We start from the raw sequence: 18,254 nt of genomic DNA on the forward strand, positions 1-18,254 counted from the left end.
CTCAACCATTCCTCAGCTTGGCCCTATCAGACCATTCATTCTCACGGGCCACCCTGGACTCTGATTCCTGGAGGAATAGAACCCACGTCGCATTACACAGCGATTTCAGCCAATATAGCAACCCAATAAGTCGATACTCAACCGTTAAGGATGTTCATGTCAATGGGTCTTTGCTCAACCATTCGGGTTGAACTGGAGAACTCATCCCTTGGCACATAAACATCCAACCCAAGCCCAAATCGGGCGCATGATCGCGAAACACCGGACCGAGCGTAATCTGACCCAGGAAGAGGTGGCTGAGCGCATGGGGATCGGCAGTGAAGCCATATCGCGCCTGGAGCGGGGTGTAGTGGAGCTTTCCGTGGTCAAGCTGATGCAGTTGGCGGACATTTTCGACTGCCGAATGGATGAACTGCTGACGGAGTCGAGCAATCGTCCCAATGACCAGGGCCAGATGATCGCAGGTCTGCTGAGTGGACTGAAAGAAAGCGACCGTGCCTATATCTTGGCAACCGTCGAACAATTAGCCGCTCATCTCGCCAACAAGTGAGCTCCTTCGCTCGCATTCGATATAGGGGGCTCTGAGGGACGCCCTCTGTCTTGACGTCGTCCCACCCTCTCTGCTGTAGTGCCTCAGGATCACCGCCAACGGCGACCCAAGACCGATTCGCTCCGGGCAGCTCGGTCGGACTCCTAGAGTTCGGAGCCTTCTCTTCTGCGGAATTTCACTCCCATTTTGTGCTCGACCTGATTGTGGTGGCGGATGACCACTGTTGCCTCTGCCAGGCAATAGCGGTCATCCGCTTCGACGATCGTATTCAGTCCCGGAGCCCGCCGGGGAAACACTGGGCACCCTTTGTGCGCGGATGCGTGCCAGCAGCTTCCGACCCAGGCCATGACAAGGGTCGGTTGGCGAATCATGGCGCAGTTAAACCAAGTTTTGCGAGGAGCTTGTCGACTGCGTAAGACCGCCAAAGGTGGCTTTTCTGTTCCTCGCCTGGCACCCCGCCAGGCCCGCTCTTCACTTTCTTCAATCCAGTGACTGCCATTGTATTCCGGCCTTAAAAAATCCGGTTGCAGCGTCTTGACGCTCCCCTGTGACAGGCTTATACAAGGGGCGTGGTTTGCTGTCGTTGACAGCCCAGCCCAGGTAGCCAGAACCTTCAAGGCTACGCCACGTTCGTGGTGGTTTACCCAAGAGCGATCAGCGTTCGGAAGCTCGCACGGTTACCGCTTCAGCGGTGATGAATGCCCACTACCCCATGTTTGCGGACCACTACCGCAGACGTTCCTCAGTTGCACCGCTATTCCTCCAGACACATCGTCTTGCTTGCCATCGGCTTGCCGGTGGCGAGTCGTTCATCGCTCGCCTTCACCTTATCCACCCGACGGGGGCTCACTTCCCCTTCAGGGATTGTGTGTCGCCGTTTTCCCTTGAAACAGGAGAACCACCATGGCCCATGCCAACCACTCCCAAGAAGCGACCACTTACTTCAACCTGCACACCATCGGTATCGGTTACCTTAACCGTGTTCGTGAAGTCCAAGTCCGCCGCGGCCAGCCATTCATGGCCTGCGATATCGCAGCCCTGCACGGCGCCACCGATGCGGTGGAGTACACCCGCTTCGACTGCAAAGTTGCAGGGGATGAAGCTGAACGCTTGATTCGTCTCTATATGGACGCCGTCAACGCCGAGAAAAAGGTCTTGCTGTCGTTCCGTATCGGCGATCTCTGGATCGATCCGTTTCTCTACGAGAAAGGCGTTAAACAAGGTCAACCAGGCGCCAGTCTGAAAGGTCGTTTGCTGTTCATCGACTGGATCAAGGTCGACGGCACGTTCGAGTACAAAGCGCCCGCCAGGCAGGAAGCAACAGCACCTGCTGAGCAAGCGCCCACCAGTGAGCCATCTCCAATATCGGCTGAGGCCGAAGCTGAGGGGACCGACGAACCAACAGAGGCTCAGGTCGAACCTGAATCTTTACCCACTCCCCACACGGCCCGCCGTGATGCCACCCGTACCGTTCAGTCCGCCTGAACAGTCAACGATGTTCCACATAAAGGCGCTCCCTCGAGCGCCTTTTCTTCAATAGCACAGGAGAACGACATGGAATCCTTCTGGCTTTGCGACGACTGCCTGTTTGCTACTGCTTACGAGGACTACAGCACGTTATCGCTCTATTACACAACGGATGAAATTGAGAAACGCATCGCCGGCATCCATCGAGAACTGGTTCGGTTAATGCCCATCAGCGCCGACTTCGATCCCGAAACAGGCCGTGGAATAAGAACCTTCTCCCCATTGCCCTGCGACGGTTGTAGTTCGCCCCTACACGGTCAACGCCATCGATTCACGCGACTGTAAACAGCGCGCCATCTGCTAACGCCCGCGACTCCACACCCACCTCGGGGACACCACTCCCCTCGGGCGTGTACCCCTGATTGTTCCCTTCGGAGGTACCACCATGAGCACCCAACTCACACTGACTGAGACCTCGGATTTCGAGGCTGATCGCATTGTCCAAGAAAACCAGGTGATCGACGAAGCACTGCATATTCTGGATCGTCGGCTGTTCGCCCGCGGCCCTAACCTGACGTCGCCTGACGCCGTGGCTTCATACCTAAAACTGCACCTTGTGCAACAAGAGCATGAAGTCTTCGGTGTGATATTTCTCGATGCCAAACACCGGGTGTTGGCGTTCGAAGTCCTCTTTCACGGCAGCATTGATGGTGCCAGCGTTTACCCCCGCCAAGTCGTTAAGCGCTCCCTAGCGCATAACGCCGCGGCCGCCATTTTTGTTCACAACCACCCCTCAGGTTGTACGGAACCCAGCCAGGCGGATCGCATCTTGACCGCACGGTTGAAGGAGGCCTTGGCCTTGGTCGAAGTGCGCGTACTGGATCACTTCATCGTCGGTGAAGGTCGTCCTCTCTCCCTTGCCGAACATGGCTGGCTTTAACCCTCACAGGCGTCTTCGGGCGCCTTGTTCATTTTCATTCTGGAGAACCTTCATGAACCCCACACACCAAGCTGCAGCCCTGCTGGCGGCCTCAAACCCATTTGCTCGCAGTTACGACAACCTTCATATCGATCGGCTGCTACTGATCATCTACGAAGACGACTGCCCTCCCTGCTTTCGACCCGTACACGACGCACAGACCCATCTGCCCGACGCTGCAACTGTTCCCCTGCCTGTTCAATGACGATTTCGCCGTGATCAGCGAAGGCCAATCCATTCCGGATGATTTGGATGAACGCTGTCAGTCCACCGGACTGGTGCGCCAAGTGATCTACGCTGTGATGGGCGAAATGCTCAACGAGCCGTATCACGTCGGCGACCTGTACTCCCTGGAAGAGGCAAAAGCCATGGTTCGTGGCTTGAGCTTCGAATCGGGACACTACAGTCGAGCCTGGGAAATCAGTACCGCGCACCTTCCCGAAGAAGCGATGCTTTATCTGCAGGAGTGGGTCAGTCACTTCGTTCCGAGGCAAACCGGCCTCTTGTTCGAGCTTTTTACGCTGCCAGATTGCTGCGGTATCGGTTGCAAACTGATCGGCATGACATGGACGGACGAGAACTTGTTGAACATTGAGGGCAATCGTTATTCGAGCTTGAGACAAGAACAACTCGGCGCAGGCACACCGGAAGCCTTGGTCAACGTACTGTATCTGGCGGCATTGACGGATGTGCGATTGTTGATCTTCGACCCCGACGCTGCCGTCTAGGATGGGCTCGCCATTTTCGATGAATAGCAACGTGTTCAGTGTTAACACGACCCACCTTGAATCAACTTTCTCACTGAATCGCTCCTTCACCTCATGTCAGGTTCTGCACTGAATCTGACATGAGGTTTCTTCCATGGAGCGTTTTTTCACGCCTGTCTGCCTGCTGGGTTTGTTGAGCGCCTGTACCGCGCAAATCCCCGACCCTTTGCCGACCAATCCAGAGATAGACAGTGGCTCCAATCGGGCCCAGCACTCGAGGGCCACAGCCGACGAAAGGCATCCGGCAGAACTTCGTTATGGCCGCTACACACTGGTCAGCACCGAGCCCACCATGGAACAACGCGATCTTCTTGCCCAAATTATTGACGTGAACATCCCATCCAGCCTGAGCCCTTCAGTGCAGGATGCGTTGCAGTATGTATTGCAACGCTCGGGCTATGCGCTCTGTCCTGTTTCCGCGTCGGTGAAGGTGCTGTTTACCCGCCCTCTGCCCGCGGCCCATTACCGGCTTGGCCCAATCCCGTTGCACAGCGCGCTGCAAGTGCTCGCTGGCCCCGCCTGGCAACTCACGACCGATGATGTCAGCCGTTCGGTCTGCTTCGAACAGAAAAAAACTGATGCCGGCATCGCTCTGATCACACCCGTCTCGCCCGATCAGTCGGAGTTACGCCCATGAAAGCCTCGACGTTTCAAACCCTCATCATTGGGCTGCTATGCCTAGTGGTCGCCGGCCTGAGTGGTGGTTTGTATAACCAGTATCAACGCGTGGCCGAACTGCAGAGCACGAACACTCAACACCTACAAACCCTGGACATCCTGCAACGTGATTCAAACGCCCTCAAGGATGCACAGGAGAAGCTGCAGTACGCGCTGAAAGACCTGAAGCAGATGGTCGATACTGGTGAGCAACAGGTCAATACCCTTGATCCGATGTTGGATCAGTGGGCGCAAGAGATACAGGAATTGCGCGATGGTCTGGCAGCCCGCGCCAACGCAGCAGACATAACAGCGCTACACGCACGCCTTGAGCACGTCGAGCAGCAGCTTCTGGACCTCAGGACCCAGTCATCCCACCCACCGCTGACGTCTTCCGTAACCAAACCGAGAAAAGCCGCTCGCCCCAAGCCCGTCCCGCTCTCCCCCCCGTTCTCGGTGTTGGGTGTCGAGTCCCGCGGGGGTGAGCGCTTTCTGGCGATCGCACCTCATGACAGTCGCGCTCTCATGGATGTTCGACTGCTGCATAGCGGCGAGCATCTCGGAACTTGGCACCTGAAAGTGCTGGAGCCGAACTCAGCCATCTTCGCGGTGGCCGCTCAGTCAGATCAGACCGTGCTCCTCCCTTGAGAAGTGATCATGAACAGAGCGCTACTGCCCACCGTTGTCTGTCTCGCTTCGTTACTGGCCATGGGCGCTGCGATGGGCAACCCCGTCACGACACAGTCTCGGACCCAGGACACGCAGTCTGCTCCGCTGGGGCGCTCTGACTCTGAACAGGCGGCGAGTTGGGGGCTGACGGAGCAGGAGTGGACGCGCTTCGAACAGATCCAAGCCGGCCCGCGCGGGTTCTGGAGCCCGAACCTCGATCCGTTGACCGCGCTCGGGGTCGAGGCCCAGACCGACCAGGAACGCCAGCGCTATGCCGAATTACAGGTAGCGCTGGAAGCCAAACGCGCCGAGCGCGAACTGGCCTACCAGAACGCTTACACCGCAGCCTGGGCCAAGCTGTTTCCCGGGCTGCTGCCGATCCAGGGCATGGCATCCCCATCCCCTACCAACTCAGCGGTCGCGCCGCGCCAAGCTCTGTTTGTCGAGGACCACTGCCCAGCGTGCACCGCCGAAGCGCAGCGTCTGCAAAGCAGTGACACGGCGTTCGATATCTATCTGGTGGGCAGCCAAGGCCAGGATGAACGCATCCGTAGCTGGGCTCGGCAAGCGGACATCGATCCGGCAAGGGTCCAACGTCGGCAGATCACCCTGAACCATGACCGTGGTCGCTGGTTCAACCTGGGTGCCCCGGGGCCATTGCCTGCCACATTTCAACAGGTGAACGGACAATGGCAACGCCTCGACTGAGTGCTATTGCGCTCCTGTTGACGATGCTCGCCGTCCAAGCTGACGAATTGCCGCCTCCTGCCTACCAACTGGCGGCGCATGACGCCGACATTCCTTCTACGGTGTTGTTCGCGATTGCCCTGCAGGAGAGTGGTATCCGCGTCCGTGGTCGCCTGCGGCCCTGGCCTTGGACCCTGAACATCGCCGGTAGCCCTTACCGCTTCGCCACTCGCCAGGCCGCCTGTCACGCCTTACTTCAGGCACTCGCCCGACATGACGCCAAGCGGGTCGATGTCGGTCTCGGGCAAACCAACCTGGGTTACCACGGACAACGCTTTTCCAGTCCCTGCGAAGCCCTTGATCCCTACCGAAATCTCGCGGTGACCGCCGCACTGCTGCAGGAGCATCACGCTGCCACCGGTGATTGGGTCTTGGCTGCCGGGCGCTATCATCGTCCGGCAGGAGGCGCGCCGGCAGCACGCTACCGTGCTGGCTTTTCCCAGAGACTCGAACAGCTGCTGATTTCCTTCGAACAGGGCACACCACCATGAAGCGAATCCCCCTTACCTACTATTTCACCCTGCTCTTGGCACCTTTCGCCCAGCCGGAACTGAGCGTAGCCGGGGATCAGCCCAGCGACTTCACCCGGCCCCATTTTCAAGTTTCCAGACCGCCAATAAACAACAGGACCCAGCCTGATCGGGCCATGCATGCGGACCTGTCCACGGTTACCGATGAAGCCTGGATACTGCCCATCCGCAGCTCTCAGTTGAGCCCCGGCAAAATCACGCCTCGCGCCCTGAACATGCCGGGCTTGCGGCCATTTTTCCTGGTCGGTGAGGATCCCCAATCACTGGCTTGGTTGCGTCAACGCGCAGCTGAACTGCAGGAAATGGGCGCGGCCGGCCTCGCCGTCGAAGTGGCCGATAATGAAGCCCTGGACCGGATTCGAGCAGCCGCTCCGAGCATCACCATCCTGCCGGTCAACGGCAACGACATCGCCACTCGCCTGCAGATAGAGCACTACCCCGTATTGATCACCGCCACATCACTGGAACAGTGAGTCCAAGCCATGGCCGACCATGCAATGGAGTCCAAGCTCCGGCCAGCGGTGGAGCTGTACACCGTGGCGATCTGCATCGCCGCCGTTGTGCTGTGTGTGTACTCGCCCTGGGCCGTGGCCCTGTCACCCGAGATCGGTCTGGTTGCAGCGTTGGCCTATGCCCTGTTTGGCCTGATTCGTCTGCGCCAAGCATGGGAGGTGTTGCGCTATCGGCGCAATATCCGTCGGCTGCCCCGCTACGAACTGACCAGTCGCCAGATTCCGGTCAGCCGTAAGCGTTTGTTCATGGGTCGCGGCTTTCGCTGGACCCGCCTGCACACCCAGCGCTTGGTCGAGGCCCAGGATCCGGCGGTCGCCCACTATGTCGACCAACCGACCAGCTACCGCTTGGCCCGTGGTCTCGAACGGCGCCTGGAGCATGCACCGTTTCCACTCTCGATACTGGCCCGTGTCACGGCCTGGGACAGTGCCTTCAATCCGATGCGCCCTTTGCCCCCGGTAGGTGGCTCGCCACTATTGCATGGGGTCGAGCCCGATGAAACGGAAGTCAGTCTGCCGCTGGGCGAACGGGTCGGACACACCCTGGTGCTCGGCACTACCCGTGTCGGCAAGACGCGACTCGCCGAGGTGTACATCACCCAGGACATTCATCGCATCGAACATGAGGTAGTCATCGTCTTCGATCCGAAAGGCGATGCTGACTTGCTCAAGCGGATGTATGTCGAAGCCAAACGGGCCGGTCGGGAAAAGGAATTCTATGTTTTCCATCTGGGCTGGCCGGAGATCTCCGCGCGCTACAACGCGGTGGGACGTTTCGGACGCATTTCGGAAGTGGCGTCACGCATCGCCGGGCAGCTCAGTGGTGAAGGTAACTCTGCGGCCTTCCGTGAGTTCGCCTGGCGCTTTGTCAATATCATCGCCCGTGCCCTGATCGAGCTCGGCCGGCGTCCGGACTACCTGCAGATCCAGCGACATGTGGTCAATATCGACGCGCTGTTCGTCGAATACGCTCAGCAGTTTTTCGCCAAAACCGATCCGAAAGCCTGGGAAGTGATCGTCCAACTGGAAGGCAAACTCACTGAGAAGAACATTCCCCGGCATATGGTGGGACGCGAAAAGCGTGTGGTGGCCATCGAACAGTACCTGGCGGTGAAACGGGTATTCGATCCGGTGCTGGATGGACTGCGCTCGGCAGTACGTTACGACCGCACCTACTTCGACAAAATCGTTGCTTCGCTGCTGCCGCTGCTGGAGAAACTCACCACCGGCAAGACCGCCCAACTGCTGGCCCCCAACTACACCGACCTAGATGACCCGCGACCAATATTCGACTGGATGCAGATCATTCGCAAACGCGGCATCGTCTACATCGGCCTGGATGCGCTGACCGACGCCGAAGTCGCAGCCGCTGTGGGCAACTCCATGTTTGCTGATTTGGTCTCGGTCGCGGGCCACATCTACAAACACGGCATTGACCATGGCCTGCCCCCATCAGGCAGCAGCAGTGACAAGCTGCCGATCAACCTGCACGCTGATGAGTTCAACGAATTGATGGGCGATGAGTTCATCCCCCTGATCAACAAAGGTGGCGGCGCCGGTATCCAGGTAACCGCCTACACCCAGACCCTCAGCGATATCGAAGCACGTATCGGCAACCGCGCCAAAGCTGGCCAGGTGATTGGCAACTTCAACACCCTGCAGATGCTCCGCGTGCGCGAAACCGCCACCGCTGAACTGCTCACCCAGCAGATACCCAAGGTTAACGTGCTGACCAAGACCCTGGTGTCGGGTGCGACCGACACCTCCGATCCGGAGGCCAACACGGACTTCACCTCGTCCTCACAGGACCGTGTCAGCAGCACCAGTGTGCCGTTGATCGAGCCTGCTCATATCGTCAGTTTGCCCAAGGGGCAAATGTTCTCCTTCCAGGCCGGTGGGCAGCTCTGGAAAGTCCGCATGCCGTTGCCAAAACCCTCCAACGACGACGCCATGCCCAAGGACCTACAGGAACTCACTCAACGGATGCGGGCGGCCTACAACGCGCAGGCGGGTCAGTGGTGGAGCGCAAGCGGTGGCGGCCCAACAACAAACTTCGATTTAGATCAGGTGGGGTAGCCCTACCCTGACCTAGGTTTCGACTCAACAGAAAGCGATCCGGAAGACGTCGTGCCCAACTCAACTCTGCAGTGCGCAATGGAGTGAACGATGGCGACTTCCGTCCAGAACACGCCGCCACAATCGGTCCAGCGCCCGGGGTTGATCATCTCGGTGATCAGCCTGGTTCTCCGCATCATCGGATTGCTGATCGCCTCGTTGCTGTTCTCGATCCTCATCGAGTTCGCAGGTCTGCTACTGTTCTGGGGGGATCAGGGTTGGCGACACAGCCAGGCCATGTTGAATAGCGAATTGGGATGGCTCGGCGAGCACTTCAAAGCTTCACTCATCCTCCAACAACCCGGGCAAACGATCGTTCAAGTACTGGATTTTCTAAATCAGTGGCTGCTGGTCGAGACTGGCTTTGCGGATTTTGCCCGGCAGGCTCGGGTGTCGAGCCAGGGCAACGGCTTCTGGAGTTGGACCAATCAGCTATACGTGAGCATCGAGGATTTCGTACTGGCTGCAGTGTATGTGACCTTAACCTTCGTGGCGCGCCTGACCATTCTGGTCCTGGCCATCCCCCTGTTTCTGCTGGCCATATTCACTGGTTTTGTCGATGGACTGATACGCCGGGACCTACGTAAATTTGGCGCAGGGAGAGAAAGTAGCTTTGTCTACCATCGAGCTAAACGAGCCGTGTTACCACTGCTGATCGTGCCCTGGGTTATCTACTTGTCTCTACCCTTTTCACTCAATCCCATGGCTGTGTTTTTCCCTTGTGCTGTGATGCTCGGCATCATTACGGCAATCACGGCAACGACATTCAAGAAGTATCTCTGATTCGGAAAAACCAGTTTTTTTTACATGTCCCGATGCCAGGATAGTTATCCAGCGGCCGAAAACTGACACACCATACGGATGCAAATAAAGCTGCTAGAGGTCGTCCTCGACTCCCACTATGGATTAGAGCATCAGATGAAATGTAGGCTTCCAAGATTTGGGCGGAATTCAAGGATCTAACCAGCAATTAAACTGGTGCAGGACTGGGTCAAGACTTGCACTCTTGACTTATAATTCTCACCAATAAAAAAGGGCCTTTACAGGCCCCTGATCATCAAACCGATCTTACTGAGTACGCCACGAGTCAACAACGTCTGCGCCAAACTCGACTTTCCATTCTTTAAGTTGTCGATGATTTCCACCTTTGGTTTCGATCACCTCACCCGAGTTTGGATTCTTGTAAATCTTCACTTCGCGAGCCTTACGGACTGCCTTTACGGGGGCAGCTATTGGTGTCGAGGTACGACGACCAGCTTCTGGATCCAGGATGCCAATGATGTTCTTCAAGCTGAAGCCGTACTCGCCAAGCAACGCACGTAGTTTGCTCTCAAATTCCATTTCTTTTTTCAGACCGGAGTCACTTTTCATCGACTCGAGCTCTGCGAGCTGTTCAGCCAGTTGTTGTTCAAGCTTGCGAAATTCAGCCAAACGAGACATGTGAAACTTCCTTCAGGTTAGGGAAATGAGAAGTGAACGCCCTCATGCTAAGCGATGATTGACTCTTCGTCACCCATACGCGTTTCAAGCAGAAGTGAATTCACTCATTGCCCTATGAGCAACACATTACTAATGGGGAAGGATTGCTAGACTGTGCTCTCTTTTTCGCCCAATCGATTGCTCGTGTATCTGTGAGTAAGTTTCTTCCGCTCGCCTCCAAAAAAGCGATACATCCCATCTCGCGTTTCATACTGAGTAATTCAACCCCTATCTTGATGCTGGCGCCATCTCCACATGGACCAGCATCATGTCGACTACCGTCTTTCGCTGCTTGTTATTCCTTTCACTGGCCATCGCTCATGTCAGCGGCTATGCCGCATCGACTCATGAGCAGGAACAGGAACAGCTCAGCCTAGTCCAGCAGCAACTCGACACTCTCGAACGCCTTGCGACGCGAGCGGAGGCAGCCCGTACCCTTGAACCAATCGAACGCTATCGATTCGACTACCCCCGACTGACCCAGGACATTCAGCGCATCCGCCAAGGGGTGCAGAGCTATCTGTACCCCTCCCGTGCGCAACCCCGCGACCCCAGTGAACTGGTCGGTGATTACCGCCTCGACACTCCGATTGCGGAGCCCTCGCCATGAGTATGACTGACGTTCAGATCGCTGCGTTCCAAAACGCCGCCGGCTTCGCACCGCAGAGCAGTTCGACGCTGTGGCTGTCCCTGGTTCTCGTCCTGACCTTGCTGTGGTGCGCCTGGGTGATGTGGACGGCTTACCGGGGTTGGGCGAGCGGCAGCGTGCGCTTTGGAGCCTTCGGCGGCAGCGCCGCACGCGTGCTGCTCACCTTGCTGGTTTTGATGTTCTTCACCCTGTCCTAACCCAGGAGATCGCCGCCATGCTCAAGTGTTTTACCCCTCTGAAAAACAACCTGCGTGATCGTGCGAGCCAGCGCTTGATCGGACTGCTGCTGGTGCTCGGCCCAAGCCTGGCTTTTGCCGAGCTCCCCACCATGGAAGCCCCTTCGCGCGGCGAAGGCTCCGGGTTGATCGAGACGATCAAAAACTATGCCTACGACGGCGGCATCCTGCTCGGTCTGCTGATCGCCTTACTCGCTTTCTTGGGGGTGGCGTGGCACTCGTTGACCGTGTACGCCGACGTGCAAAACCAACGAAAGACCTGGAAGGACTTGGGTGCAGTGGTCGGCATCGGTGCCCTGCTGGTGGTGATCATCATCTGGTTCCTGACCAAGGCGGCCGCCATTCTGTGAGGTCGGTATGAACGACACTATCGAACGCCTTGCCGACGGCACCTTGGTCTTTCTTCCAGAGCGACTCAATCGTGATCCCGCCGTATTGCGAGGGTTGACCAATGATGAGATGTGGGTAGCACTCGGCACTGGCGCCGTCATTGGCCTGCTGCTGGGCGTCCCTCTAGCGATTGCCACCGCTTCCATTGCCATAGCGCCGACCGGCATGATCGCCGGCATGGCGCTGGTGTTATTGGCCGGTGGCACGCTACTGCGCCGGGCCAAACGGGCTCGCCCCGAGACCTGGTTGTACCGCAAACTCGAATGGATGCTCGCCAGCCGTTGGCGCTTGGGTCGCGGCAGTCTGATCCTCCACTCCGGTGCCTGGACGGTCCGCCGTTCAAGTCGGCTGCGTCCTGCCCTGTCACGGTGGCAGCCATGAGCCGATTTCGGAACAAGGTCGATGCCCAACAGGCACACATCTTCAGCCTGCGTCTGGCGGTAGTGATCCTTGCTCTGCTCTGTGCCGGACTCTGGTATGGCTGGCGCTCGGCACCGACCGATCTGACCGTACATGTACCGCCAGATCTGCGCTCGGGCAGCACGCGCAAGTGGTGGGATATCCCCTCGGAGAATGTCTATGCCTTTGCCCTGTACATCTTCGGTCAGCTCAACCGCTGGCCCTCGGATGGCGAGCAGGATTATCGTCGCGCCATCTATGGCCTGCAGTCCTACCTGACACCCGCCTGCAAGGCCTTCCTCGACGGTGATTATGAGTTCCGTAAGGCCGCCGGCGAGCTGCGCCAGCGGGTGCGTGGCGTCTACGAAATTCTGGGCCGAGGCTACAGCGAAGACCCGGAACTCAGGGTCAAGCAACTCGACCGCGACAGTTGGCTGGTCAAACTCGACCTCAATGCCGATGAGTATTACGCCGCCGAACCGGTGAAACGGGTGGTGGTGCGTTATCCATTACGCGTGGTGCGTTTTGACCTGGATCCCGAGCGCAACAAGTGGGGGCTGGCTCTGGACTGCTACCAGGGCACTCCGCAAAAAATCTTCCTGCCTGGAGGTGAACCATGAAGCGGATGTCGACCCTGGGACTCACCGTCGCACTAACGCTGTGGGGAGTCGCGGCACAGGCCGTCGAGCTGATGCATTGGGAACGCCTCCCCCTCGCGGTCCCGCTGGTGATCAATCAGGAGCGAGTGGTATTTGTCGATGAGGCTGTTCGCGTCGGCGTGCCCTCAACCTTGACGGGCAAGCTGCGCGTGCAATCCACCGGCGGCACTCTGTACCTGCGCGCGTCGGAAGCCATTGCCCCGACCCGACTGCAACTGCAATCGGTCGCGACGGGTGAGATCATCCTGCTGGATATCGCGACCACGCCCGGCGATCAACCGCTGGAGCCGGTGCGTATTCTCAAGCATGCTCAGGGGCAAGCTACCGAGGCTGAATCGAGCGCCGTCCCTGTTCCAGAACGCACACCGATCCCGGTCGCGTTGACGCGCTACGCCGCGCAAAGCCTGTACGCGCCGCTGCGCACCGTGGAGTCCCTGCCCGGTGTACGCCGCGTCCCGCTCAAGCTGCGCAGCGAACTGCCGACCTTGCTGCCGACCGAAAACGTGTCCAGCACGCCCATCGCCGCCTGGCGACTCGGTGATTACTGGGTGACGGCGGTGAAGTTGCGCAATCGTGGTTTGGAGACTGTGCAACTCGATCCTCGCAGGCTTCAGGCAAAGTTGTTCGCCGCAACCTTTCAGCATGCTTTCCTCGGGCCTGTCGGCAGTGCTGAAGACACCACACTCGCCTACCTCGTCACCCGCGGTGTCGGCATCGAACAAGCCGTGCTGCTCCCGCCCGTTGCGCGAGGTGCTGGCGATGAAGGCTAATGCATTGCTCAAATGGCTAGTACCGGCGGCGCTGCTGGCCGTGGTGCTGATCATCCTGAAAACCTGGGTCGCGGGTGGCAGCACGCCCTCGCCAGAGAACCCAGTTGATCAGGGCAACCTTCAGTTATCCGCCGAGCAAGCCAGGTCGCTCGGCATTGCGGGCGACACCCCTCGCGATACGGTCGCCACCCTGGTCGGCCAGGTGAAGGCCATGCGCAGCGACATGCTCGGTTTGAAGAAACACAACGATTCGCTGCAGACGGAAAACAACCGCCTACGCGAGCGGGAAAACAGTGTCGATTCACGCATCCAGACCGCGCTTGGCAGTGTGACCCAGCAGGTCGACGAAGGCCGCCGCCAAGCCAACGAGGCCCGACTCAAAGCGGAACAAGACAGTCGTCAGGCTCGCGGCCTGCTGACGCAATTGCAGGAACAGTTGTCGGGGCTGACCGGCAAAAGCAAAGAAATGCCGATCGGATTGGGGCTTGAGCCCGGCGACGGCGCTCAGTTCGAAGGGCGACACTCTACCAATGATGCGCTGCAGTGGATTGAACCCTCGGATGCTCCGTCCTCCGACGCCAGAAGCAAAACCAAGACTTCCTCCGCACTGAGCCTGCCTACCGCCTTCAACTCTCTGCAAGGCTTGAAAGACAACGCGATTGATCGCAGCCAGAAACAGCTACGTGCTGTTACCAAGGGTGAGCACGACCTGAAGCGATCCGTTGATCGTACCGAAGGCGCGAAGCCGGTCTACACCATCCCCGAAAACGCCACGCTGATGGGCTCGGTCGCCATGACCGCGCTGATCGGCCGAGTCCCGGTGGACGGCACCGTGAATGACCCCTATCCCTTCAAGGTGCTGGTCGGTCCGGAGAACCTGACCGCCAACGGCATCGACCTGCCGGACGTCGCCGGGGCCGTGATGAGCGGCGCGGCGTCCGGTGACTGGACCCTGTCCTGCGTACGCGGACAGGTCGAGTCAATCACCTTTGTATTCACCGATGGCACCATCCGCACGGTGCCTCAGCCGAAGGCGATAGCCAGCCGCACTGCCTCCACCACCCAGAGCTCGAACACCGACAAGATCCGCGGTGGGCTCGGTTACCTGTCCGATCCGTATGGCATTCCTTGCATCGCTGGCGAGCGCCGCTCGAACGCCCAGCAATACCTCGGCAGCCAGAGCCTGATCACTGCCGCCGGTGCCGGTGTCGCAGCGCTGCTCGGGGATGAGCGGAACAACAGCAGTGTGATCACTTCGGGCGGCAGTACGCTCGGAGTCAACAGCAGCAGTGGCAACAGCGCACTGAATTCAATTCTCAGTGGTGGGGTCAGCGACATCCGCGAGTGGGTGAACAAACTGTATGGCGAAGCCTTTGCGGCGGTGTACGTACCACCTGCAGCACAGGTCGCACTGCACCTCGACCATGAGATCACCATCGACTACGAGCCCAAGGGCCGGAGCGTTCGCCATGAAAAAGACCATGCTTCTCTGCCTGACCTGGATTAGCGTGTTCTGCTGGGTCCTGACGGGGTGTTCCACCGACAAGGACACGCTGGTGCCCCATGGCGAGCAAACCATGCTGGATATCTGGAACGGCGCCGGTTCGCAAGGCACTCAGCAGCAACTGTTGGAGGCTCGGCAACAGTTACGCCGCCCGCTGGCTCAGGCAGATGTCTCCGCGGCTCTCCAGGAACCGTACACACGTACAGCGGCGAACGAGATTCGCAACCTGTTCCCGCGCCTGCCTAATCCCGATCTGGTGCTGTACGTCTATCCGCATTTGAGTGGTACCGAGCAGGCACCAGTTCCGGGTTACTCGACCGTCTTTCCGTTCTACCAACGGGTGCAGTACGCATTGCCGGGTGAACATCAGGAAGACTTGTAGTGCGTACGAGCGATGCGGGCAACCGCACTTCTGCATGGAAAGCCTGGCGCCACCCATTGCGCCCTCGCGCCACCTTGGCCGATGAAGCGGCACTCTATGCGCACAACCCCAGCTTCACCGATCACCTGCCATGGGTCGAATACCTCGACACCGAGCAGTGTTTTCTGCTGGATGACAACCGCTCGGTGGGTGCGGTGTTCGAGTTGCTGCCCATTGGCACCGAAGGGCGCGAACCCGATTGGCTGATGGCAGCCCGCGATGCCCTCGAGGATGCTCTGCAGGATAGCTTTGACGAGCTGGATCAAGCGCCGTGGGTGGCGCAGTTTTTCTGCCAGGACGATAACGACTTCACCCCTTACCTGAACCGGCTCACTAGCTATATCCAGGACAGCGCGCGAGGGACGGTCTTCACGGAAGCGTACCTAGAACTCACTCGCCGTCATCTGAAGGCCGTTGCCAAACCGGGTGGGCTGTTTGAGGACAAGGCCGTCACACGCCTCCCCTGGCGCGGCAATAACCGACTGGTGCGCCTGGTGGTCTATCGCTGGCTTGAGTCTGACGCTGAGGAGACGGGACTCACCCCGGTGCAATCCCTGCATCAGGCTTGCGAACGTATTGCTGCTTCGTTGCAGGCATGCGGGGTGCAAACAACGCGAGTCGATGGCCGAGGTCTGTATGCCTGGTTAGTGCCCTGGTTCAATCCGGCACCCAGGCTCACCGATGAAGCGCCCGAGGAGTTCTACCGCCGCGTGACCTATCCGGAGTCGGGCGACGGCGAGTCGCTGGAACTGCCCTTCGATCATGACTTCGCCGAGCGGCTGTTCTTCAACGAACCGCGCTCGGATGTCCAGCACGGGCTCTGGTTTTTCGATGATCAACCCCATCGGATCATGGTGGTGGACAAGCTGCGCCGAGCGCCCTTGATTGGTCAACTCACCGGAGAAACCCGCAAAGGTGACGCGGTGAATGCACTGTTCGACCAGTTACCCGAAGGTACAGTCACGAGTCTAACCTTGGTGGTCAAACCGCAGGATGTACTTGAGGAGCAGTTGAACCGCCTGGCGCGCAAAGCCATCGGTGAAAACCAGGCCTCGACCCAGACCCGCCAAGATGTTGAAGAGGCTCGTGCAATCATCGGCCGCCAGCACAAGCTGTACCGCGGCACCCTGGCGTTCTACCTGCGCGGTAACGATGAACAGCAATTGCACCAGCGCTCGGGCAGCCTGGCTAACGCACTACTGGGTGCGGGCCTACAACCGGTACGCGAAGGCGATGAAGTCGCCGCCTGCAACAGTTACCTGCGTTGGTTACCGATGGCTTACAACCCGGCCCGCGACACGCGCAACTGGTACACCCGCCTGATGTTTGCCCAGCACCTGGCGAATCTGATTCCGGTGTGGGGCCGCAGCACCGGCACCGGCCACCCAGGTATCACCCTGTTCAATCGTGGTGGTTCGCCGTTGAGTTTTGATCCGTTATCACGCCTGGACCGAGCTATGAATGGTCATCTGCTGTTGTTCGGCCCCACCGGCGCCGGCAAGTCGGCCACTCTGGTTACCCTACTGATGCAGGTCATGGCCGTGTACCGCCCTCGCCTGTTTATCGTCGAGGCAGGCAATTCGTTTGGCTTGCAGGGCGACTACTTCGCGACACAGGGCCTGTCGGTCAACAAGGTCCAATTGAAACCTGGCGCCTTGGTCACTCTCGCGCCCTTTGTCGATGCCTGGCGCCTGGTCGAGCAACCGGATCAGGTGGCGAGTCTGTCGATCGATGAGCTGGACGATGAGGCGGTAGCCAGTCGCGAAGACCAACGCGATGTTCTCGGCGAATTGGAAATCACCGCTCGACTGATGATCACCGGCGGCGAGGCCAAGGAAGAAGCCCGCCTGAGTCGAGCCGACCGCAGCCTGATCCGCGAGTGCATCCTGGATGCGGCGCAGACCTGTATCGCGGCGGGTCACCAGGTACTGACCCGCGACGTGCGCGACGCTTTATTACGCGTCGCCGCTGACCCGCACTTACCGGAGAAACGTCGCGAGCGTGCCCAGGAAATGGGCGAGTCCATCGACCTGTTTTGCCAGGGTTTCGAGGGTGAGTTGTTCGATCGCGAGGGCACGTCTTGGCCCGAGAGCGATGTGACCATTGTCGATCTCGCCACTTACGCTCGCGAAGGCTACGAGGCGCAGATGTCCATCAGCTACATCAGCCTGATGAACACCGTGAACAACCTAGCCGAACGCGACCAGTACCTGGGGAGGCCAATCATCATGGTCACCGACGAAGGCCATATCATCACCAAAAACCCGCTGCTGGCGCCATTCGTGGTCAAGGGCACGAAGATGTGGCGCAAGCTCGGCGCTTGGTTCTGGCTGGCGACGCAAAACCTTGCCGACTTCCCCACTGCCGCGCAGACCATGCTCAACATGATCGAATGGTGGATTTGTTTGAACATGCCGCCCGCGGAAATCGAAGAAATCGCTCGCTTCAAGAAACTCACGCCGGCACAGAAAGCCTTGTTGCTCTCCGCCAGCAAGGAGCCGGGCAAATACACCGAAGGAGTGGTGCTGTCGAAAAAGCTCGAAACGCTGTTCCGGGCCGTGCCGCCCAGTCTTTACCTCGCCCTGGCGATGACAGAGCCCGAGGAAAAAGCCGAGCGCTGGACACTGATGCAGGAGAATGGCTGCTCAGAGTTGGAAGCGGCTTATCGGATAGCTGACCGGATCGATAGAGCGCGAGGCATAGAACCCACATAGGGGAATCTATTCAGGTATCGCGCTCTAAAGCGAGTGACCA

At 58.8% G+C, this 18,254-nt stretch carries 21 protein-coding genes and 1 pseudogene; 21 read left to right on the forward strand and 1 reads right to left on the reverse strand.

Annotated features, from left to right (window positions below):
- Positions 1–208: 208 nt before the first annotated feature.
- The 12 genes and pseudogenes from C5F71_RS28700 (at position 209) to C5F71_RS28755 (ending at position 9,776) form a co-directional block, all read left to right on the forward strand.
- Positions 209–550 carry a helix-turn-helix domain-containing protein gene (locus C5F71_RS28700; protein ID WP_029290882.1) on the forward strand — a complete coding sequence of 114 codons (342 nt, stop codon included), beginning with the start codon at positions 209–211 and terminating at the stop codon, positions 548–550.
- 903 nt (positions 551–1,453) lie between these two features.
- Entirely contained in the window at positions 1,454–2,035 is a 582-nt protein-coding gene (locus C5F71_RS28705) for an STY4534 family ICE replication protein (RefSeq protein ID WP_104912568.1), read from the forward strand.
- Between the two features lie 69 nt (positions 2,036–2,104).
- Entirely contained in the window at positions 2,105–2,362 is a 258-nt protein-coding gene (locus tag C5F71_RS28710; protein ID WP_104912569.1) for a hypothetical protein, read from the forward strand.
- A 100-nt stretch (positions 2,363–2,462) separates the two neighbouring features.
- Positions 2,463–2,957 (forward strand): DNA repair protein RadC, encoded by a 495-nt coding sequence (gene radC / locus C5F71_RS28715; protein WP_104912570.1) that lies wholly within the window; start codon positions 2,463–2,465, stop codon positions 2,955–2,957.
- Between the two features lie 52 nt (positions 2,958–3,009).
- A pseudogene (locus tag C5F71_RS28720) lies at positions 3,010–3,724 on the forward strand (ABC transporter substrate-binding protein).
- A gap of 133 nt (positions 3,725–3,857) precedes the next feature.
- Positions 3,858–4,400 (forward strand): PilL N-terminal domain-containing protein, encoded by a 543-nt coding sequence (locus C5F71_RS28725; RefSeq protein ID WP_029290874.1) that lies wholly within the window; start codon positions 3,858–3,860, stop codon positions 4,398–4,400.
- Positions 4,397–5,068 carry a chemotaxis protein gene (locus tag C5F71_RS28730; protein WP_029290872.1) on the forward strand — a complete coding sequence of 224 codons (672 nt, stop codon included), beginning with the start codon at positions 4,397–4,399 and terminating at the stop codon, positions 5,066–5,068. Before C5F71_RS28725 ends, C5F71_RS28730 begins: the two co-directional genes overlap by 4 nt.
- A 9-nt stretch (positions 5,069–5,077) precedes the next feature.
- A complete protein-coding gene (locus tag C5F71_RS28735) occupies positions 5,078–5,797 on the forward strand; it encodes a TIGR03759 family integrating conjugative element protein (protein ID WP_029290870.1) in 720 nt (239 codons plus the stop codon).
- Positions 5,779–6,327, forward strand: a complete 549-nt coding sequence (locus C5F71_RS28740; RefSeq protein WP_029290868.1) for a lytic transglycosylase — start codon at positions 5,779–5,781, stop codon at positions 6,325–6,327. Before C5F71_RS28735 ends, C5F71_RS28740 begins: the two co-directional genes overlap by 19 nt.
- Positions 6,324–6,839, forward strand: coding sequence for an integrating conjugative element protein (locus C5F71_RS28745; RefSeq protein ID WP_029290866.1), 516 nt, complete (start codon positions 6,324–6,326; stop codon positions 6,837–6,839). The genes C5F71_RS28740 and C5F71_RS28745 overlap by 4 nt, the downstream gene beginning before the upstream one ends.
- A 9-nt stretch (positions 6,840–6,848) precedes the next feature.
- Positions 6,849–8,954 carry a type IV conjugative transfer system coupling protein TraD gene (gene traD / locus C5F71_RS28750; protein ID WP_029290864.1) on the forward strand — a complete coding sequence of 702 codons (2,106 nt, stop codon included), beginning with the start codon at positions 6,849–6,851 and terminating at the stop codon, positions 8,952–8,954.
- Between the two features lie 90 nt (positions 8,955–9,044).
- Positions 9,045–9,776 (forward strand): TIGR03747 family integrating conjugative element membrane protein, encoded by a 732-nt coding sequence (locus tag C5F71_RS28755; RefSeq protein WP_104912571.1) that lies wholly within the window; start codon positions 9,045–9,047, stop codon positions 9,774–9,776.
- Between the two features lie 285 nt (positions 9,777–10,061).
- Here C5F71_RS28755 and C5F71_RS28760 read toward each other — a convergent pair whose 3' ends face one another.
- On the reverse strand, positions 10,062–10,433 hold the full coding sequence (locus C5F71_RS28760; protein WP_029290860.1) for a histone-like nucleoid-structuring protein, MvaT/MvaU family: 372 nt from the start codon (positions 10,431–10,433) through the stop codon (positions 10,062–10,064).
- Positions 10,434–10,740: 307 nt separating this feature from the next.
- On the opposite strand from C5F71_RS28760, the gene C5F71_RS28765 reads away from it, so the two are divergent.
- The 9 genes from C5F71_RS28765 to C5F71_RS28805 are packed head-to-tail and all read left to right on the forward strand — an operon-like array spanning position 10,741 to position 18,214.
- Positions 10,741–11,082, forward strand: coding sequence for an RAQPRD family integrative conjugative element protein (locus C5F71_RS28765; protein WP_029290858.1), 342 nt, complete (start codon positions 10,741–10,743; stop codon positions 11,080–11,082).
- Positions 11,079–11,318, forward strand: a complete 240-nt coding sequence (locus C5F71_RS28770; RefSeq protein WP_029290855.1) for a TIGR03758 family integrating conjugative element protein — start codon at positions 11,079–11,081, stop codon at positions 11,316–11,318. The genes C5F71_RS28765 and C5F71_RS28770 overlap by 4 nt, the downstream gene beginning before the upstream one ends.
- Positions 11,319–11,335: 17 nt before the next feature.
- Entirely contained in the window at positions 11,336–11,707 is a 372-nt protein-coding gene (locus C5F71_RS28775) for a TIGR03745 family integrating conjugative element membrane protein (RefSeq protein WP_020300904.1), read from the forward strand.
- A 7-nt stretch (positions 11,708–11,714) separates the two neighbouring features.
- Positions 11,715–12,128, forward strand: coding sequence for a TIGR03750 family conjugal transfer protein (locus tag C5F71_RS28780; protein ID WP_029290850.1), 414 nt, complete (start codon positions 11,715–11,717; stop codon positions 12,126–12,128).
- Positions 12,125–12,766: a PFL_4703 family integrating conjugative element protein gene (locus C5F71_RS28785; RefSeq protein ID WP_029290848.1), complete on the forward strand. Its 642-nt coding sequence runs from the start codon at positions 12,125–12,127 to the stop codon at positions 12,764–12,766. The genes C5F71_RS28780 and C5F71_RS28785 overlap by 4 nt, the downstream gene beginning before the upstream one ends.
- A complete protein-coding gene (locus tag C5F71_RS28790) occupies positions 12,763–13,575 on the forward strand; it encodes a TIGR03749 family integrating conjugative element protein (protein ID WP_029290846.1) in 813 nt (270 codons plus the stop codon). Before C5F71_RS28785 ends, C5F71_RS28790 begins: the two co-directional genes overlap by 4 nt.
- Positions 13,565–15,082 (forward strand): TIGR03752 family integrating conjugative element protein, encoded by a 1,518-nt coding sequence (locus C5F71_RS28795; protein WP_029290843.1) that lies wholly within the window; start codon positions 13,565–13,567, stop codon positions 15,080–15,082. Before C5F71_RS28790 ends, C5F71_RS28795 begins: the two co-directional genes overlap by 11 nt.
- Complete coding sequence (locus tag C5F71_RS28800) at positions 15,045–15,461, forward strand: TIGR03751 family conjugal transfer lipoprotein (RefSeq protein ID WP_032866290.1); 417 nt, start codon at positions 15,045–15,047, stop codon at positions 15,459–15,461. The genes C5F71_RS28795 and C5F71_RS28800 overlap by 38 nt, the downstream gene beginning before the upstream one ends.
- Positions 15,461–18,214 (forward strand): conjugative transfer ATPase, encoded by a 2,754-nt coding sequence (locus tag C5F71_RS28805; protein WP_029290838.1) that lies wholly within the window; start codon positions 15,461–15,463, stop codon positions 18,212–18,214. Before C5F71_RS28800 ends, C5F71_RS28805 begins: the two co-directional genes overlap by 1 nt.
- Positions 18,215–18,254: the final 40 nt, after the last annotated feature.

This window comes from Pseudomonas sp. LG1D9, assembly GCF_002949995.1.
Taxonomy (GTDB): domain Bacteria; phylum Pseudomonadota; class Gammaproteobacteria; order Pseudomonadales; family Pseudomonadaceae; genus Aquipseudomonas; species Aquipseudomonas proteolytica.

What these genes read in the sequence shown, in the direction of transcription:
- C5F71_RS28705 (WP_104912568.1), top strand. Translation starts at nt 1,454, where the DNA reads ATGGCCCATGCCAACCACTCCCAAGAAGCGACCACTTACTTCAACCTG.
- C5F71_RS28710 (WP_104912569.1), top strand. Translation starts at nt 2,105, where the DNA reads ATGGAATCCTTCTGGCTTTGCGACGACTGCCTGTTTGCTACTGCTTAC.
- radC (WP_104912570.1), top strand. Translation starts at nt 2,463, where the DNA reads ATGAGCACCCAACTCACACTGACTGAGACCTCGGATTTCGAGGCTGAT.
- C5F71_RS28725 (WP_029290874.1), top strand. Translation starts at nt 3,858, where the DNA reads ATGGAGCGTTTTTTCACGCCTGTCTGCCTGCTGGGTTTGTTGAGCGCC.
- C5F71_RS28730 (WP_029290872.1), top strand. Translation starts at nt 4,397, where the DNA reads ATGAAAGCCTCGACGTTTCAAACCCTCATCATTGGGCTGCTATGCCTA.
- C5F71_RS28735 (WP_029290870.1), top strand. Translation starts at nt 5,078, where the DNA reads ATGAACAGAGCGCTACTGCCCACCGTTGTCTGTCTCGCTTCGTTACTG.
- C5F71_RS28740 (WP_029290868.1), top strand. Translation starts at nt 5,779, where the DNA reads ATGGCAACGCCTCGACTGAGTGCTATTGCGCTCCTGTTGACGATGCTC.
- C5F71_RS28745 (WP_029290866.1), top strand. Translation starts at nt 6,324, where the DNA reads ATGAAGCGAATCCCCCTTACCTACTATTTCACCCTGCTCTTGGCACCT.
- traD (WP_029290864.1), top strand. Translation starts at nt 6,849, where the DNA reads ATGGCCGACCATGCAATGGAGTCCAAGCTCCGGCCAGCGGTGGAGCTG.
- C5F71_RS28755 (WP_104912571.1), top strand. Translation starts at nt 9,045, where the DNA reads ATGGCGACTTCCGTCCAGAACACGCCGCCACAATCGGTCCAGCGCCCG.
- C5F71_RS28760 (WP_029290860.1), bottom strand. Translation starts at nt 10,433, where the DNA reads ATGTCTCGTTTGGCTGAATTTCGCAAGCTTGAACAACAACTGGCTGAA.
- C5F71_RS28765 (WP_029290858.1), top strand. Translation starts at nt 10,741, where the DNA reads ATGTCGACTACCGTCTTTCGCTGCTTGTTATTCCTTTCACTGGCCATC.
- C5F71_RS28770 (WP_029290855.1), top strand. Translation starts at nt 11,079, where the DNA reads ATGAGTATGACTGACGTTCAGATCGCTGCGTTCCAAAACGCCGCCGGC.
- C5F71_RS28775 (WP_020300904.1), top strand. Translation starts at nt 11,336, where the DNA reads ATGCTCAAGTGTTTTACCCCTCTGAAAAACAACCTGCGTGATCGTGCG.
- C5F71_RS28780 (WP_029290850.1), top strand. Translation starts at nt 11,715, where the DNA reads ATGAACGACACTATCGAACGCCTTGCCGACGGCACCTTGGTCTTTCTT.
- C5F71_RS28785 (WP_029290848.1), top strand. Translation starts at nt 12,125, where the DNA reads ATGAGCCGATTTCGGAACAAGGTCGATGCCCAACAGGCACACATCTTC.
- C5F71_RS28790 (WP_029290846.1), top strand. Translation starts at nt 12,763, where the DNA reads ATGAAGCGGATGTCGACCCTGGGACTCACCGTCGCACTAACGCTGTGG.
- C5F71_RS28795 (WP_029290843.1), top strand. Translation starts at nt 13,565, where the DNA reads ATGAAGGCTAATGCATTGCTCAAATGGCTAGTACCGGCGGCGCTGCTG.
- C5F71_RS28800 (WP_032866290.1), top strand. Translation starts at nt 15,045, where the DNA reads ATGAAAAAGACCATGCTTCTCTGCCTGACCTGGATTAGCGTGTTCTGC.